A 14,561-nucleotide genomic window follows, 5' to 3' on the forward strand; every position below is an offset into this window, starting at 1 on the left:
ACTTTATACCTCAATTAATAGAGAAATGACAGTAAATGATTTAGCAGGAAATTATGCTGTAGAAGGCAGCAATCAGAATGAGAATGAGATTGCTTATCACGGGATATTGACATTAAGCCTTGACAACAATAACAGAATTATAGCGAAATGGACTATTGGCGATCATATCCAGAATGGTACAGGCTTTTTCAAAGATGATATTCTGGTTATTAATTTTAATTATGAGGGTGATGAAGGTAAGATTTATAAAGGCGTGGCAGTCTATCGATTCATCAATCCAAATACTTTAGATGGTTTTTGGTCAGAGAAGCACGGTAATCCGTTATATCTTGGCAGTGAATATTGTGTTAGAATTCCTGCTCCTGAGTTTTTGAATTAATATGTCATTGCGAATGAAATGAAGCAATCTCTCGTCTTTTTGAATAAATAAGCATATTGACAAGCTGAAGCTTCATTAATTAATCATTCATAACTTATAACTCATTATTATATAAGCTTATTCTCTGCTGCTATCTTCACTAATTCGATCATATTTTTGGCTTTGAATTTTTGAAGCAGGTTTCTACGGTGGGTTTCTACGGTAATGACTGAAATGAAAAGCTTTTCTCCAATCTCAATAGACGTATGACCATCTGCAATGGCTGAGAGAATCTGCTGTTCCCGCTTGGTTAATCTCGGAAGCTCGAAGTTGTCTGAGGAAGCACGGAGCATGATTTCCTGAACTTCTTTACTCAAAGCTAAGTCACCATTGATGGCTTTATTGATACAATCTGTAATTTCTTTGGGGTTGGCGTTTTTGAGAATATAACCATTACCGCCATTTTCCAGAAAGCGGAAGATAATACTGCGTTCTGCCTGATTGCTGATGCCGATAACAATTGTTTTGGGTAATTTCTGCTTGATGCTTTTACAAAAGTCAAGACCGCTACCATCATTCAGAACTATATCCAGCAATACAACATCCACTTGGTTTTCCTGAATAAAATCCAGAATAGCAGAGCCTTTGGTAAAGGAAAAGATTTGGAACTGATTATCCTGTTGCAAAAGGGATTTCAGGCCTTCCAGAATCATGGGGTGGTCATCTACAATAGCCAGAGTGAGTCGGGGTTTGTTATACATAGCATTCTACATTGATGGTTGTTCCTTCGCCTTTTACCGAATGGATCTCTACTTTACCATTAATCAGACGGACACGGTTTTCTATGTTCTTTAAACCTAATCCGTATGTGATCTTGGACTTATCGAAACCTACGCCATCGTCTTCTACAGTTAAGGTAAGCGTATTACCGTCCTGACTGATTTGGACAATCACATTGTTGGCCTGCGCATATTTGATGACATTGCTGATGCTTTCCTGTGCGATACGATAGAACGCCAACTGAATCTGAAAAGGAATCTTTTCAGACACATCAAACGCTTCAAACTGAATCGAAAAATGCTTGTGTGTCATTGATTCGCAGAGTTCTTTCAAGGCGGTTTCCAATCCTAGATTTTTGAGCGTCTCAGGCATCAGGTTTCTGGAGATTCTTCTCATTTCCGAGATAGACTTATCTAATTTTTCAACAATATCCGTCGATTGGTAAAGCTCATTAGCAGAGATAGACATTCTGATATTAGCCAACATTCCGCCCATACTGTCATGGAGATCCTGAGCAATACGTTGTCTTTCCTGCTCTTCTCCCTGCAATACGGCTTGAGTAGCTTCATATTTTCTTTCGTTTTCTATGTGGAGAAGATCCTGTTGATGGCTGATGCTAATCTGCTGATTCAGTTTTTGTTGTTTTCTGTAGGTTAGATAAATCAGAACAGCAATGATGAGACTTAATCCTAATGCAATAGCTAAGATGGTGATACGCAGATTCTTGTTTTTAGCCATCAATTCATTCTCTTTTTTCTCCTGCTCCAATTGATTAATCGTCTTTTGCTTTTCTGTTGTCTTATGGAGGATTTCGTATTCATTCAATTTCTGGAGAAGCTTTTGTTGATTAAGGCTGTCACCCAAGTCATTGGATTTCTTCATCCATTGGTAGGCTTCTTTAGATTGACCCAACACATCATTCACAGCTGCTAATTGCGTGTAAGTGATTCTTCGGTTCAATGCTTCTTTACTTAATATATTTTCTTTGAGGATTTGCTCCAACTGTTGCTTGGCTTTAACATAATCCTTCTGCATCAGATAGACATTGTACATTCTGAAATACAAAAGATGCAAAAGCTTCAGCTGATTTTTCGCTTTAGCCAACTTCACACCAGCATCCAGACTGCTAAGCGCTTTTGGATAATCCTGCTTGGTTGTATAGTACATCCCTTCCTGATAGTAGTAATTGGCATAATGCTGAGACTGCGGATAATTCTGAATCATCGCTTTGGCTTTATCCAAATAAACCTTTGCTGTTTTGCTGTCGGGTTTGTAACAATAATTACTTACTAGGTTGAGATAGGTAATCAGGTGAACTGTCTGTGTTTTCGGGATTTGCTTCAATACTTCCAAAGCTTTTTTATGATATTCTTCAGCTTTGTCCAATTGTCCTACCGACATAAACGTCAATCCCAATTGGGTATAGCTGTAGGCGAGCAGTTCCTTGTTGTTGGTTTTCTCACTTAGCGGGATGCATTTTTCTGTCAAAGCCTTAACCAAGAAATCATAACTCTTGTCTTCTATCTGGATATAAGCTTCATTGTATAAGGCTCTTATCAGGATGCCTGAGTTTTTCTTATCATTCTGTAAGAGTTTTATGGCCTGTTCATAATGTTTTTTAGCATCTGTCCTGCTCCCCTGGTTGGTAGCGAATATCCCTTGGTAATATTCTAGAAGTCCTTTTGAAAGGAGATTTTTCTTGGGGGAATTCAGTACGGTGTTAAGAGCCTGAGCACTTTTCAGACTATCGGTAGGTGCCCAATATTCTGATAACAGCAGGTAATTCTGCAAAACTACTCTATCATCTTTGCTTGTATTGATGGTATTATTAATCTGATTCAGATACCTGACCTCATCTATCGGAATCAGCTGTTGCGATTTGCAGACTACAGTCAAAAGCAAAAACACCAGTAATAAAAATGTATTTCTGAACATTATTCCCTAATTATACTACAAATATCCAAATAAAAAAAACGCGATGTCTGACCGACACTCAAAATCATGGTAAACCATTAGAAATAAAATCATCGTTTCTGATGATTGCCTCCCCAAGCCATTCTACAGAAATTTGTGTTTCACAAACCTATAAAAATAATATTATGAAAAAGATAAGCACCCGAATAGCCCTATATGGCTTTTTATCTGTAATGACTTTTGGAACTGTATTAACGAGCTGTAGCAAGGATAATGATGACATAGTGGACGAGGTTATCGGACAAGGCAGTCATTACAAAGTGACTGTAACGCTTGAAAATGTGAATCCAGACGATGATTTTGTGTCTGTAAGCTTAGCAGGCGGATCCGGCGGTACAAAGACTGATATTTGGAAAGTGAACGGCGTGGTAAGAACAGGCGAATCTGCAATAGGCTTAAAAGACACTGACTTTGCAGGTGCTACAAAAACCTATGTTATCGAAACTACCGAACCTATCAGAGCCTTTGCCAATGGTGTCCAAATCATCAATTATGGTGCACCAATGGTTGTAAAATACAAAATTGAAAAAGGCAGCGAAACGGTTATTAATGAAAACCTTACCCTTACTGGGGACGGTGCTGACTTTACAAAACAATACTCTTTCTAAGAACACAAATATATTGTAAAACTGATGGCTTAATGATATAATAGAGGCCCTCTAATTTTAAATCCTGAGACTTGTCTTGGGATTTTTTGATAAATCATAATTAGAATGGCAAATCCTCGTCAGTTCGAGTGTTTTCGGAGTATAGCGGAGAAAATGTATCGAGAACCATTCTAAAACAACCAATCCTACACACTCTCAATTCCCCTCCCTCGGAGGGGTGGCAATTTGCTTCAGCAAATTGACGGGGTGGTTTATTCCAAGAAGACCTCCGTCAATTCGAGTGTTTTTCTGCAGCATAGCGGAAGAAAAATGTATCGAGAACCTATTAACCTAAAAACAAAAAGCCTAACATTATATCAGGCCTATTAAAAGTTACTTTTTACGATTAGGATTCAGCTGTTTTCCTCTGTTCCCTTGGTTTTGGTCATACTGCTTATTAGTTCCTGCAGTTCCTTTGTTCGCATTCTTTGTATTAGAAGCGTTTTGTTGTGGTGTGATTTTGTTTTTCATTGTTTTAAAATTTTAATTAGTAAGTATTTTTTAAATGGACACCTTGATTTTGCAGTTGTTTGATAATCCAGTCAATCGCTTCAGCATTTCTAACCTTAAGACTAAAAATTTCATCTACATAGATGTCACCTTTTTGGCTGGCACTACACGGTCGCCCATAGGCATGAGCAAAGTCTGCCCAACCCTCCAACTCTGCCACCGAAAACATAATCCGTCTTAACATCGCCGGATGCGCAAGACAAAATGCCAGTTCAGCAAAATTGAGAGATTGGTTTGATTTTTTTATACAGACATCCACTTCAAGTTTAGACTCATAATATTGAGAGGTTTCATTTAAAATAATTTCGCATCGGTATCCTGACATTTCCAAGGCATCAACCAAAGCACAAACCATTGCGCCTTTCTGAATAATGACGTCTGAGTTTATCGCTGCCGAAACCGAAATATTACATACAATGGTCACTATTTTTCCTTTTATTTCTTGTTCTGCTATCTGTTTAGTCAAAAAATATTCAGGTGAGTTGCTTAAAAACATGCCCACATCTACAACATTACCGGCAAAACAATATTCAGGATCATACCTTACAATTTTTGTAGCTACAACTTCCGACAGTTCTGCAGTGATTGACCTTACTTTTTCCATACCTTCCCACCAACCAGAAGTAGCAAGCTTTTTAGTTTGCTCCCATGTGACACCGCCATACCACTCTGATGCTGGTTTTCGTGAATCTTTCTTGTATGAAATGCTTTCTCTAAAAGAAAAATCCCAAAAGTCTTGAAGATTTCCAAACTGTAAATACCGATTACCAAACATTGATATTATTTTTAATCAGTTCAACTCTCGAAGCTTCAAGTCCTTTCCACAGAACATCATTTTCAACATCTTGTCTCCTGATGCCAACTTTCAAAAGTTCTGCCCCTATGATAGAAGCTCTTGGACTTATTACAATTCGTTCATTTATTTTTGCAACAGCTTTTCTCACTTTCTGAACATAGCTGGTCCATTCATCATTTCCCGCCAGTTGACGTTCCAGATTTTCATCAATTTCCCAAGACATAAAGATAAATCGATCAAGGCTCGCAGCGTCTAGTTGGTTTCTTCCTACATACTGTCGATCAGCTCCTGTTCCGTAGGTATTAGCGGCAGCAATACAATAAAAATCCTTATGCTTTTCTACTCTACCATCCGGAAAATCCATAAAGTCATTGGCCAATGCCGCATTGAAAGCTAATATAGCTTGAGGAAAACTCGCATCTATTTCATCAAAAAGAAAAACACCGCCCTGCTCATACGCTTTCCTAAAATCAGTGGATACAATCTTTCCGTGCGCATTCATAAAACCTGTTAATTTAAACTCACTGGTAATAGCACCTGTAAAATAAAACTCCATACCAAGCGCCTTGGCAATATTTTTTGCAGCGGTGGTTTTTCCCGAGCCAGCTGATCCTACCAAGAAAATATTATTTTTGGTCTGTACATATTTCAGTAGCTTTTCAAATTGATAATGCTGGAGACCAAGATCTTTGATTTTATGACCATCCACAACTCGGATACTCACACTTCTATAGTTTCTTAATTTATCAATTCTACTATTCAGTTGCTTATTTTTTTCTTGTAATACTTGATGATTCTCTTGTAACTGGATAATTGTAGCTTGTAACTTCTTGATTTCAGAATTAGACCTCCCTAATTGAGATTTGAAAACGTGATCCAAATCTTTTTTCAGATTTAATTTAATGTCCTGTTCCACTTTGCTCTTTATGAGATCCAAATGTTGATGCACATAATTTTCAAGTACGCTATTACCATTTTTGTGATTCTCGGGTTTTGAAGTTCTGTGGCTTCTTTTAATTTCCATAATAGTTTTTAAAATTGTTTGTTATACCATAGACTTATCAAAACAGCATCCGAAAACAAAAAAAAAGCGTTTCCGAAAAACATCATCGGAAACGCAGGAACAAAAGCTTTTTATAGAGGAACAAGAGCGGTATTAGCCCAACTCTTTTTTAATGACACTTTGGTAATTTTCAGACACAGGCAGATGCAATTTTTTCGTTTTACCCTGTCCGTCATACACCGTAATTTCTACAGTCTCTGTTTTTTTATGATAACATTGGATATACTTCCTGTTCACACGGAAAGACTTATGAATCGTGAGAAACTGACTTTTCAGCAGACCTTTCTCCTCCATCTTGGAAAATGAGAAGTCAATCAGGTTCTCTGGCTTGCGGTCGATGAAATAGATCTGCTTATTGTTGGACTCAGATCCGGCTTGTTTATCGGCACATAGATAGACAATGTTGTCCAGTAGAATTTCGTTTCGCTTGCTTTTATTAAAGTCAAGATACACATATTGGAGTTTTGCAAAAAGAGACACCTCCTGCAGAAACCGCTTAAAGCTCTTCACAAACTGCTCCTCCTTGAAAGGTTTGGTAATATGATCCACACAGATTTCAGCTTCCCGCTTCAGATTTTCAATATCCTCTATATAGTCTGCTGTATTTACGCTGGCAAAGAACACTGGCATTCTCACTTCCTGCGCCACTTCCATTCCCGTCATACTATCATTACCAAGGTCAAGATCTGCTACTAGGATATCAGGATGAGCATTAGGAAACTCCTGAAAAAAGTGATCCGAATCTCTGCTTTTCAGCACGATCTGGACATTCGGGATTTGGTTGAGATAGGCTTCCAGCTTATCCAGCTGTTTGCTGTTGTCTTCTAGAATGGCGATGCGGTGGGTGTGGTGCATAGTTTAATTTCATCAAAAAGGTTTATTATTTTTTCTCCAAGCAATACATCCAATTCATTAGCTTCATTGAATATTGTAATTTTTCCTAATCCACATTGATGATTGGAATCTTTATCAGTTGGAACAAAAGGTTTAAAATCATTTAAATGACTGCTGTTAGATGGGTAAAGTAAAAGAGCTCTGGTACTTTTCCAATACTCATTGTACACATACATCTGCCTCAGGTCGTGAGTGGATGGTTGAGATTGATCGATATTTTTCCATTTGGTGTCAACAATCAGAATATCTTTAGTCTTATCATCTATTTTCTTTTCCAAAACAATATCTGGTCGAATAGTAATCCCGTTCCAAAATTCCAAAGAGTTTTGTCCATATACCTCAACTTCTTTCTCCTTCGCAACTTGTTTTAATCTTACCAAAACATACTCTTCCCAAAGACTGTTCATATCAAAAAGCAAAGCCAGCATATTCTCTGATCCACTTGAAACATTGGGTGCATAATTCAGAATAATGAGTCTGGCGATAGCTAAAGCCGTTTCGTAAGGCGCTGTTTTTCTTGATTTGGGGATTTTACTGAAAGTGTTTTCATTAGCATTGATGGTTTTCACTTCCGGAAAATCAAGTTGTACAGTTTTGCATTGGCTGTAGAGATAAGTTCCTTTTGAAAGATGGGCAACGATATCCAAAGCCTGACCTAAAATCTGATGAATCAGATGGTCTTTTTCATATACCTGATGCGTGGTATAAAACCGTTCTTTATGAACTAAGTTTTTATTGATATGACCTGCAAATTCCAGTTTTCCCTTCAAAGCCTTTACATTCCCCGTCTGTTTATAATACTGTTTTATTAAGCCTTGATGAATAAGTAACTGCACCTCACTCAAAAACCATTCAAAATAAATATCCAAAAGATGAATCGACTGTCTGGAAACATTGGCTTGCCCTACTTGCTGAATCTTCAGCTTTTTGGTCACTTTCAACATTTCTATCAGAACCTTTTGCCACTTGGCTTTGTTATCTTTACTTTCAGATTCGTAACGGTCTATTTTAGGCAGAATTTCTATTATTAAACCATCCACCTGAATGACACCGACGAATTGTTTGAAGACGACGCCATTATGTTTCAAATCAAAATACTTGTAATCGTGCAGCGCATTGAGTTTTGATAACGCTTCAAAATGCTGCTTCTCAAAACCACTTTCTCCAATAGCCAGAAAACTATGTTCAAAAACCTGAATTTTAGACATTTGTTTCTTCAACTTTTTTATTCATTAAAATTTGAATTGCTTTAATGATTTCAAAATCTTGATTAATGGTTTTCAATCTAAAAAAACGACCGCCTTGTGGATAGTTTTCTGTTTGAAACTTGGCAAATAAAGAATTGTCAAATTTCTCAAACTCTTCAAAAAATTCCATTCCCAATACCATCCCAATCTTTTCATAATCTCCATAAAAATACTCTTGCAGCAATGGGATAATATTATTTTTGAATGTATTTCTAAGGTCATTTTCATTTTTAACATTGATAAAATAAGAATGCCCTATAGTGTGATCTCTATCCAATAAAACTTCAATTCTTTTGTTGATGATAGTCAATACTTCCTCTAGGTTAACTGTCCCAATATTCTTATCTTTCAGTAGGAAAGGTTTAGGTAACATTTCTTCAAAGGTAAAGCGTCTTCTAAGTGCGGTATCAAGAGCTTCCACACTCCTGTCTGCCGTATTCATCGTACCGATAATGTAAAAATTAGATGGAACACCAAATTCTTTTTTGCTGTAAGGCAATTTAACTTCCAGACTTTCATCTGCATCTAGTCTTTTACTTTCTTCAATCAAAGTAATAAGCTCTCCAAAAATTTGAGAAACATTTCCTCTGTTGATCTCATCGATGATTAATACATACTTTTTAACATTTTTATTTTGGAGAGATTGTTTATCTAATGCATCAAATTGATCTTTTATTTCCTCATAAGATTGATCTTCATAATTGAAATATATGGTCTCTATTTCTCCTTTATTAGCAATTACAAATTCATAAAAAGACTTGTAAACAGCAAAAAGTTCACAATGTATATGCCCTACAATAGGATGTAATTCAGCTTTTAAACTCTTTACTTTATCTGGTTCAATACCTTCTAATAGAACTTTCTTGAGTTTTTCTTTAGTTACGCTAAATGTATGTTGTCCTTCCTCTGTCTTATTTTTATTACTCCAAAGATATTTTACCAGAATCGAGTTTTCATTGGCATCAATCAACATTATCTCTACTCCTGTTTTGGTTGTAAAGATACCTTCTCTCTTGTTTTCAAAATCCTTAATACTATTAATGTAAGAGTTATAAATAGAATCAAAATCATCAGATTCTGAAACTTCATCATCTTTATCCAGATACTCAATCAAAGCTTTCTTTACAAATGATTTGAATAATCCGTCTTCGACAGAATAGGTTACCTGTTCATTTTTTGTTTGTGGTTTGATCCCTTCTACAAAATCCTCATAACTCATACTTTGATGAAAAGTAGTGAAGACCACCTGTCCAGATTCAATATAACTTTCAAATCGTTGTTTTAAGTCATTTCTATTTTCATCCTTTAGCTCAATCTCATATTTATTTTCAAGAATTGATATGGCTTTATTAATCGTATTGTAAGTCTTTCCGGTTCCGGGAGGTCCATAAAGAATTTGGTTGAGAGGCATATGTATTGGAGTGTTTTTATTTGTATAAAGTGTATCAGAGTTTAATTTAAAATATTCTTTTAAGAATGTTAAATAATTGTTTTTCCCTAATATAGCAGTAGGACGATAATTGCCTTTCTCTCTACCATTTTTTGAAAAAGAAGGAGAATTGCTGTAAACATTTTTACTTATCTCATTATATTTGTTTTGAGCATCTGTAACATCAATTAAAAATAAATCTGTCTCAAAGTCTGTTTTGTACCACTTTTCATAGCTATCAATCTCGGATTCAAACCGTTCCATATTGCCATTGAACTGTTTAGAAAAGTATGTTTTGAGTTCCTTTTCTTCTCTAGATACAAACCAATTAATAAATTCTTTTTTTACATCTCTAAAAACTAAATTCCTGACTTTCTCTCCCAATGTTTCTTCAAATTGAAATAGCGCCTTTTCTAATTTGCTAAATATATCTTGGTCTTGAAAATCAATGTTATTTTCAAAAGCTATACTGTTCTCTGTTCCTCCGTGATCACTATTCCAAAAAAAGCCTTCAGGTAATTGATCAGTTAACAAACTTTTATTTTCTATTCCTAACAATTAATTCGTAGTGGCAAAATCCATCCCTTCCTATAATTCCTTTGCTATCTGATATCCAAACATAACTATCATAGACCGTTTGAATTTCAAAATCTTTGATTAGAATATCTTCACTTTTTATATAATCTTTAAAATCATAAACAACCTGTTTAAATTTGGAGTAATATTGTTCTGAATCTGAAAGATAATTATCTAATAAATTAGAATCTTTGGCAATATTATAAAGCTCTTCAATATGATGTTTTCTATACTGAGAACGCTCTTGTTTTGGTAAATAGCTGGTACAGCTTTTCAGCCAATAGTTTGTAATTAATTCTTGATTATTAAGGAATTCATCTAAACTGAAAGAAACATTAAAAGAAGCAGGTTCATAATTTCCGAAAACGTCTTTATCAATATGAGGAATGTTTTCAAAAAGATGCCAATCATCTTTGTTAATCATAAAGCCAAATTCTTCTCCTCCTTTGATATAAAGCACCAACCTGCTGTTAATATTCACAGAAAATCGTTTCCTAGAATCGTTTCGTACATTCAACACAAGACGCTCATCATCTGCAGAAAGATTATTTTCTGTAATCAGTTGGTCAATTAAATTGAAAAAAAGTCTTACTGCTTTTGGATGTGCAATAGTATCAATTCTTCTTTTGATATCGAGATTCATTTAGTTATTAGTTTTATTTTTTATTATTTTCTATTTACCCTCTTTACTTCTTTCCCCCAATATTGCCGCCACATCATTCTCTACCTTCCAAACTCAAACCTCGCCAACCTCAAATACTGCAACCTATACCGCAAAGCAGCTTCCGAAACACCATATCGCTTCGTAAGTTCATCTCGGATTAACACCCAAATCCCGAAAGTATAATCATTTTTGACTAACAAAAAATCTTTGATTTTCTTTCTACTTCGGTTTTCTAAGATGCTTAAAAATGCTACTTTTACTTTTTCCTCGGGCATTAAAAAGCAACTTGCAAAATAATTGGCTTCTCTTTCAATGGGGTCAAATTGGTTACCTTCTTCTGCAATATCCGTATTGGAGCAATAGATGGAATTATCCTTTAACTGATGTGCTAAAAAATAATGTCCCAACTCGTGAGCAATCGTAAAATGCCTGCGACCTGTATTGTCGATATTTCCATTGATGAAAATATAGCTTTTCTGTCCAGTATTTCCTTTAGTGAGTGCGCCGACAAAATTCTGATTAGCACTGTTAATTTCTTTAAACACAATCCCTTCTTCCAACATAATATCTTCAAAGAGTTTGTAGCTTCCGCCTCTTTTTTGATATTTTGTTAAAACACCATTTACGATAGCTTCTATTTCACTATTTGTCTTCATCGTTCATAGCATCGAAGAGTTCTCTAAGGGTATCTTTATCCAAACTTCCTCTTGCCGCAAGACCTTGTTGAGAGACCCACAGTTCAAAACGTTCATCATACCAGGCGGCAGTTCTCTCCACTGGTGTACTATATTCTTTTGTATCAGCTTCCGCAACAATTCTTAAAATCTCCTTAGGCTGAACATACTTTTTAGAAACAACTTTCTTAGCTTTCCCCCCATTCTTCAACGCCACAATCTCCTCCAGCAAATCTTTGGCATCTCCATCAGTCTCCAACTGCTCGCTCAGCTCCCCTTTGAAAGCTTTGTGCAAAATAGTCTGTGGCAAAGTTTCTATTTTGGTTTTTAGTTTTTTGTATTTTTCTTCTATGGCATCTGCTTTGGCAAATAGACTTTCTACGCGGGAAACGATTTCTTGCTGTTCTTCAAGTGTAGGTATTTTAATATTTATTGATTTTAAAGCTGTTAAACTTAAAAAAGGTTGCGCTCCTCCTCTAACTTGATTAGTGAGTATTTCTGCTTTATGCTTATCAAAAGAAAACTTTAAAAATCTACCATTAATGATATCTCGTTTAGGTTTGACAATTGCAATGTTTTTAAAACTAAATTCAATATCTGTATCAATTAAAACATTGTTTCCAGTTCCAGCTCCTATATTAACAATTAATAAATCCCCTTTTTCAGGTTTACATTTATTATAAAGTTCTTGATGATCTTTTTCACTAATAAAATTATTTTGGCTAAAGTCTAAAAAACCACCTGTTAAATCTTTTGCCATTAAATAAGGATAACCAGTTTCAAGTACTTTTGGCACATTGTGAGCTCCATCGGTAATTTTAACAGAAATTTCTCCTAGCAAATAAGATTTCCAATCTTCCAACTCCTTCCCCTCTCTCCATTCTTCTGTCAATTTTCCTGTCATCGCCTGCGTCAAAACCTGCTGACGAAAGTTCTTCAACAAAACCGGGATTTTTTCCATTGAGCTTTTTATCACTTCCAACTGACCAAATAAGCGATCTAACTTTTCTACAATGCGGTTTTGCTCGGATAAAGGTGGAAGTGGAAATTTTAATCCAGAAAGCTTCGGAGCATTAATATTTTGTACGGCAATTCCTGCGGAAACATCAGAAATTGCATTCCAATAATCAGATGATTTTAAATAATACTCAATTAATTTAGCATTTACATAAGGTTTAAATCTAATCAAATATGAAGCAAAAACAGCTTTTTCAGGAGATTCTTCTATCCTATAACTTAATCCTACTGAGCCTGCTCTTGAAATTAATATATCATCTTTCTCAACTTGGTATTTTGAAATATCATCTGGAATATCTATACAGAATGGCACTAAATCCCAATCAACTTTCCCTCGACTTAAATCTGTTGTTCTTAAATATTTTACATCACCATCTATACCTGCCTTTGAAGTCCATCCATACTGAGGTTTTGTAGTGATTTCACCTAATACAGTTTCTACCCAATTCTTTGGCAATTCCTTCTCCATTAATTCAATTCTTTTATCATTGCATTCAATTGCTCGGTAATGCTTTGCAGTTCTGCTAAAGCGTCTTTGGCGATATCAATCGGCTCTCCCAAATCTTCGCTGTTGCTCAGGCTACTGTCGGCAATCAATCCTAAGTCGAGGCTGTAGTTTTTCTTTTCTATTTCTGCCAGAGAAATGCACTGCCATCTTTCATCGGTAATGGTTTTTCTTTTCTCTTCATCTATTTCGGCTTCATAGTTTTTCATTACGTCATCTGCACAAATGCCACCGGTGTAAGCGGTAATAAAATCTTCAAAAGCTTTTTCGGTAAAAGGCGTACGCTTCCCAAAACTCGGCATATTGGTACGCATATCGTAGAACCATACGTTTTGGGTATTGGCTTCATCATTTTTACCTCGGGTAAAAAACAGGACATTGGTTTTCACGCCTGCTGCATAGAAAATTCCTGTAGGCAAACGTAGAATGGTATGCAGATTACACTTTTCCATCAGGTCTTTACGGATGCGCTGTCCGTCTCCATCTTCAAACAAAACATTATCGGGTAAAACCACAGCGGCACGGCCAGTTCCATCAGTAATCAAACTTCGGTAGATATGCTGTAAGAAATTAAGCTGTTTGTTGCTCGATACATATTTAAGGTCGTTTCTGGTAGGCTTTTCTCCTCCTTTTTTGGTTCCAAATGGCGGGTTGGCGAGTACGCCGTTGTAGCCTTTCAGGTTTTCTCCCAGACTGGTTAAAGTATCACCAAGATAGATGGTACTTTCCATTCCGTGAAGTCGTGCATTCATCAACGCCAAACGGTGTGCATCACCCACCAGCTCAACGCCTGAAAAAGCTTTTTCTTCCTGAAATTTTATCTGGTCAGCATTTAAGGTATAACGGTAATCGTATTTTTCTTTCAGATAATGGTCTGCCGAAATCATAAATCCAAAAGTTCCGCAAGCGGGATCGTTCCATTTCTCGCCCAATTTAGGAGCCATCAGTTTTACCATCACATTGATGAGCGGACGTGGCGTAAAGTATTGTCCTGCTCCACTTTTCTTTTCACCCGCATTTTTCTCCAATAGACTTTCATAGATGTCACCCATTACATCACGGTCAGATTCTTCATACCAGTCTAAATCGTCTATCGCCTTTACCAAAGTATTAAAGTTCACTGGCTTCGTCAACGTAGTAGAAGCATTGGTATAAATATCTTTGATGGATGCGCTGTCGGTTTTACTGCTTACAGTAGCCAAAAACTCACGATACAATCTGAAAGCTTCAATATTATCCGTTTCCTCCGTAAACTTCGCCCATCGGTATTCTTCAGGAATCTGCTCTGCAAATCCTTTTACTTCTGAAAGTTTCAGAAAAAGGATGTAGGTCAATTCGTTAAGATATTGGTGGTAGGTAACCCCGTCATCACGGAGTACATTACAAAGATTCCAAAGTTTATTGGCTATTTCCTGTGCGCTCATATA

General features: G+C 36.2%; 14 protein-coding genes. 2 read left to right on the plus strand and 12 right to left on the minus strand.

The window, feature by feature from the left end:
- The first annotated feature begins 25 nt into the window (after positions 1-25).
- Complete coding sequence (locus BXY58_RS15280) at positions 26-379, plus strand: hypothetical protein (protein WP_120214741.1); 354 nt, start codon at positions 26-28, stop codon at positions 377-379.
- A 107-nt stretch (positions 380-486) separates the two neighbouring features.
- Here BXY58_RS15280 and BXY58_RS15285 read toward each other — a convergent pair whose 3' ends face one another.
- Complete coding sequence (locus BXY58_RS15285; RefSeq protein ID WP_120214742.1) at positions 487-1,119, minus strand: response regulator; 633 nt, start codon at positions 1,117-1,119, stop codon at positions 487-489.
- Entirely contained in the window at positions 1,112-3,073 is a 1,962-nt protein-coding gene (locus BXY58_RS15290; protein WP_120214743.1) for a tetratricopeptide repeat-containing sensor histidine kinase, read from the minus strand. The genes BXY58_RS15285 and BXY58_RS15290 overlap by 8 nt, the downstream gene beginning before the upstream one ends.
- A gap of 164 nt (positions 3,074-3,237) precedes the next feature.
- Here BXY58_RS15290 and BXY58_RS15295 point away from each other — a divergent pair, with 164 nt between their 5' ends.
- Complete coding sequence (locus tag BXY58_RS15295) at positions 3,238-3,720, plus strand: hypothetical protein (RefSeq protein WP_120214744.1); 483 nt, start codon at positions 3,238-3,240, stop codon at positions 3,718-3,720.
- A 372-nt stretch (positions 3,721-4,092) separates the two neighbouring features.
- On the opposite strand, the gene BXY58_RS16995 is transcribed toward BXY58_RS15295, so the two are convergent.
- The 10 genes from BXY58_RS16995 to BXY58_RS15340 form a co-directional block, all read right to left on the minus strand.
- Complete coding sequence (locus tag BXY58_RS16995) at positions 4,093-4,230, minus strand: hypothetical protein (protein WP_170144254.1); 138 nt, start codon at positions 4,228-4,230, stop codon at positions 4,093-4,095.
- Positions 4,231-4,246: 16 nt separating this feature from the next.
- A complete protein-coding gene (locus BXY58_RS15300) occupies positions 4,247-5,044 on the minus strand; it encodes a DUF7192 family protein (RefSeq protein WP_120214745.1) in 798 nt (265 codons plus the stop codon).
- Positions 5,034-6,089 carry an AAA family ATPase gene (locus BXY58_RS15305; RefSeq protein WP_120214746.1) on the minus strand — a complete coding sequence of 352 codons (1,056 nt, stop codon included), beginning with the start codon at positions 6,087-6,089 and terminating at the stop codon, positions 5,034-5,036. The genes BXY58_RS15300 and BXY58_RS15305 overlap by 11 nt, the downstream gene beginning before the upstream one ends.
- 132 nt (positions 6,090-6,221) lie before the next feature.
- Positions 6,222-6,983 carry a LytR/AlgR family response regulator transcription factor gene (locus BXY58_RS15310; RefSeq protein ID WP_120214747.1) on the minus strand — a complete coding sequence of 254 codons (762 nt, stop codon included), beginning with the start codon at positions 6,981-6,983 and terminating at the stop codon, positions 6,222-6,224.
- Positions 6,953-8,230 carry an McrC family protein gene (locus tag BXY58_RS15315; RefSeq protein ID WP_120214748.1) on the minus strand — a complete coding sequence of 426 codons (1,278 nt, stop codon included), beginning with the start codon at positions 8,228-8,230 and terminating at the stop codon, positions 6,953-6,955. The genes BXY58_RS15310 and BXY58_RS15315 overlap by 31 nt, the downstream gene beginning before the upstream one ends.
- The gene (locus BXY58_RS15320; protein ID WP_221408307.1) at positions 8,223-10,256 is read right to left on the minus strand and encodes an McrB family protein; all 2,034 of its coding nucleotides are present in this window, start codon (positions 10,254-10,256) and stop codon (positions 8,223-8,225) included. Before BXY58_RS15320 ends, BXY58_RS15315 begins: the two co-directional genes overlap by 8 nt.
- Entirely contained in the window at positions 10,237-10,917 is a 681-nt protein-coding gene (locus tag BXY58_RS15325) for a hypothetical protein (RefSeq protein ID WP_120214749.1), read from the minus strand. Before BXY58_RS15325 ends, BXY58_RS15320 begins: the two co-directional genes overlap by 20 nt.
- An 80-nt stretch (positions 10,918-10,997) precedes the next feature.
- The gene (locus BXY58_RS15330; protein WP_120214750.1) at positions 10,998-11,594 is read right to left on the minus strand and encodes an ImmA/IrrE family metallo-endopeptidase; all 597 of its coding nucleotides are present in this window, start codon (positions 11,592-11,594) and stop codon (positions 10,998-11,000) included.
- Positions 11,581-13,098, minus strand: coding sequence for a restriction endonuclease subunit S (locus tag BXY58_RS15335; RefSeq protein ID WP_120214751.1), 1,518 nt, complete (start codon positions 13,096-13,098; stop codon positions 11,581-11,583). The genes BXY58_RS15330 and BXY58_RS15335 overlap by 14 nt, the downstream gene beginning before the upstream one ends.
- Complete coding sequence (locus BXY58_RS15340) at positions 13,098-14,558, minus strand: class I SAM-dependent DNA methyltransferase (RefSeq protein ID WP_120214752.1); 1,461 nt, start codon at positions 14,556-14,558, stop codon at positions 13,098-13,100. The genes BXY58_RS15335 and BXY58_RS15340 overlap by 1 nt, the downstream gene beginning before the upstream one ends.
- Between the last annotated feature and the right edge of the window lie 3 nt (positions 14,559-14,561).

The organism is Epilithonimonas arachidiradicis (assembly GCF_003610695.1).
Taxonomy (GTDB): Bacteria; Bacteroidota; Bacteroidia; order Flavobacteriales; family Weeksellaceae; genus Epilithonimonas; species Epilithonimonas arachidiradicis.